Consider the following 3,505-nt stretch of genomic DNA (forward strand, 5'->3'; position numbering starts at 1 on the left):
ACCTACATTGGTAATACCATCATTATTAGCATCAACATAAGTACCTTCTTTGGTGATGTTGATACTTGGCGTTTGAGTCAATGGAGTAATGGTACAATCTGTACATTCAGGGTTCACAGGACAAGAAGTACAAGGTGTAGGATCCGAAGAAGTATCAGTAACAGGATTTCCTTTAGGATCTTTACCCGTTGCAGTAGCCAAGTTGTACACATAACCAGTATTGATATCCTCTTGAGTGATGATATGACTGCCAGAGAATGTAGTAGCATCAGTTGCGCCTACAGCAAGAGTAGCAATTGGTCCACCAGAGATTGTAGCATTATTATCTGTAACAGTGATATTAGTTAAGGTGGTGTTTCCAGTGTTTTTGATTACGAAGTTATAAGAAACTAGATCACCTACATTGGTAATACCATCATTATTAGCATCAACATAAGTACCTTCTTTGGTGATGTTGATACTTGGAGTTTGAGTCAATGGAGTAATGGTACAATCTGTACATTCAGGGTTCACAGGACAAGAAGTACAAGGTGTAGGATCCGAAGAAGTATCAGTAACAGATTTGTTTTCTGGATCTTTACCAGTAACAGTAGCCAAGTTGTACACATAACCAGTATTGATATCCTCTTGAGTGATGATATGACTGCCAGAGAATGTAGTAGCATCAGTTGCGCCTACAGCAAGAGTGGCAATTGGTCCACCAGAGATTGTAGCATTATTATCTGTAACAGTAATATTAGTTAAAGTGGTGTTTCCAGTGTTTTTGATTACAAAGTTATAAGAAACTACATCACCTACATTGGTAATACCATCATTATTAGCATCAACATAAGTACCTTCTTTGGTGATGTTGATACTTGATTCTGAAATAGCGTAATTATAATTAGCTTTACAGCCATTTTTATCAGTAATTTCAATAGTGTAATTTCCGTTTTGTAAGCCAGAAATGTCTTCTAGTGTAGAACCATTTGACCATAAGAAAGTATAAGGTGATGTTCCTCCTGTGACAGTAATGTTTATTGAGCCATTGTTACAATTTGCACAGTTGTTATTGTTTATAATAATAGCAGTTGCACTTAATGGAGCTGCAGGTTGTCCAACAGTTACTGAATTAGATTGAGAAGAACAAGAATCACTAACCGTTACAGTATAAATTCCCGCAGGCAAATTATTTACAGAAGCAGTTGAACCCACCACTGTATTGGAAGCATTTTTCCAAGAATAAGTTACTGTTCCACGGCGCCAGTTACGTTACCCGCAGTTACAGACCCAATGCTAGCTCCAAAACAAGAAGCATCTGTTTTAGAAGAAGCTGCCAAAGCCAAAGCCGTTGCAGGTTGTCCAACAGTTACTGAATTAGATTGAGATGAACAAGAGTCACTAACTGTTACGGTATAAGTTCCCGCAGGCAAATTATTTACAGAAGCAGTAGAACCCACCACAGTATTGGAAGCATTTTTCCAAGAATAGGTTACTGTTCCACGGCGCCAGTTACGTTACCCGCAGTTACAGAACCTGTACTAGCTCCAAAACAAGAAGCATCAGTTTTAGAAGAAACTGCCAAAGCCAAAGCCGTTGCAGGTTGTCCAACAGTTACTGAATTAGATTGAGATGAACAAGAGTCAGTTACCGTAACGGTATGATCTGTTCATGCTCAATTATTCTGTAAGCAGTGAGAACGCACAGCTTATGCTTAGGCATTTTTCAAAACTAATGCTTACTTGTTTAGAGCTCAGTACGGGCTCTGTAATGCAGCCCTGTAACTGAGCTGTAAAACAGTAACATTATTCTTAGAAAAATGCTCAAATCCAAAGCTGCTGGTTTCTACTGTTACTGTAATTAATTTGAGCTGCAGGAACTGTATACCGTTACGGTAACTGACTCTTGTTCATCTCAATCTAATTCAGTAACTGTTGGACAACCTGCAACGGCTTTGGCTTTGGCAGTTTCTTCTAAAACTGATGCTTCTTGTTTTGGAGCTAGTACAGGTTCTGTAACTGCGGGTAACGTAACTGGCGCCGTGGGAACAGTAACCTATTCTTGGAAAAATGCTTCCAATACTGTGGTGGGTTCTACTGCTTCTGTAAATAATTTGCCTGCGGGAACTTATACCGTAACAGTTAGTGACTCTTGTTCATCTCAATCTAATTCAGTAACTGTTGGACAACCTGCAACGGCTTTGGCTTTGGCAGCTTCTTCTAAAACAGATGCTTCTTGTTTTGGAGCTAGCATTGGGTCTGTAACTGCGGGTAACGTAACTGGCGCCGTGGGAACAGTAACTTATTCTTGGAAAAATGCTTCCAATACAGTGGTGGGTTCAACTGCTTCTGTAAATAATTTGCCTGCGGGAATTTATACTGTAACGGTTAGTGATTCTTGTTCTTCTCAATCTAATTCAGTAACTGTTGGACAACCTGCAGCTCCATTAAGTGCAACTGCTATTATTATAAACAATAACAACTGTGCAAATTGTAACAATGGCTCAATAAACATTACTGTCACAGGAGGAACATCACCTTATACTTTCTTATGGTCAAATGGTTCTACACTAGAAGACATTTCTGGCTTACAAAACGGAAATTACACTATTGAAATTACTGATAAAAATGGCTGTAAAGCTAATTATAATTACGCTATTTCAGAATCAAGTATCAACATCACCAAAGAAGGTACTTATGTTGATGCTAATAATGATGGTATTACCAATGTAGGTGATGTAGTTTCTTATAACTTTGTAATCAAAAACACTGGAAACACCACTTTAACTAATATTACTGTTACAGATAATAATGCTACAATCTCTGGTGGACCAATTGCCACTCTTGCTGTAGGCGCAACTGATGCTACTACATTCTCTGGCAGTCATATCATCACTCAAGAGGATATCAATACTGGTTATGTGTACAACTTGGCTACTGTTACTGGTAAAGATCCAGAAAACAAATCTGTTACTGATACTTCTTCGGATCCTACACCTTGTACTTCTTGTCCTGTGAACCCTGAATGTACAGATTGTACCATTACTCCATTGACTCAAACTCCAAGTATCAACATCACCAAAGAAGGTACTTATGTTGATGCTAATAATGATGGTATTACCAATGTAGGTGATCTAGTTTCTTATAACTTCGTAATCAAAAACACTGGAAACACCACCTTAACTAATATCACTGTTACAGATAATAATGCTACAATCTCTGGTGGACCAATTGCTACTCTTGCTGTAGGCGCAACTGATGCTACTACATTCTCTGGCAGTCATATCATCACTCAAGAGGATATCAATACTGGTTATGTGTACAACTTGGCTACTGCAACGGGTAAAGATCCTAAAGGAAATCCTGTTACTGATACTTCTTCGGATCCTACACCTTGTACTTCTTGTCCTGTGAACCCTGAATGTACAGATTGTACCATTACTCCATTGACTCAAACGCCAAGTATCAACATCACCAAAGAAGGTACTTATGTTGATGCTAATAATGATGGTATTACCAATGTAGGT

At 38.5% G+C, this 3,505-nt stretch carries 2 protein-coding genes and 1 pseudogene; 1 reads left to right on the top strand and 2 read right to left on the bottom strand.

The annotated features are described in order from the left end of the window. Window positions 1-1,197: pseudogene (locus tag BXU11_RS17125) on the bottom strand (SprB repeat-containing protein); the annotation flags it as partial. A gap of 29 nt (window positions 1,198-1,226) precedes the next feature. Beyond that, window positions 1,227-1,442, bottom strand: coding sequence for a hypothetical protein (locus tag BXU11_RS17130; RefSeq protein ID WP_078213381.1), 216 nt, complete (start codon window positions 1,440-1,442; stop codon window positions 1,227-1,229). Between the two features lie 497 nt (window positions 1,443-1,939). Here BXU11_RS17130 and BXU11_RS17135 point away from each other — a divergent pair. Continuing rightward, a partial coding sequence (locus BXU11_RS17135) for a hypothetical protein (protein WP_223253776.1) occupies window positions 1,940-3,505 on the top strand: 1,566 nt, incomplete at its 3' end.

This window comes from Flavobacterium sp. LM5 (genome assembly GCF_002017945.1).
Lineage (GTDB): Bacteria > Bacteroidota > Bacteroidia > Flavobacteriales > Flavobacteriaceae > Flavobacterium > Flavobacterium succinicans.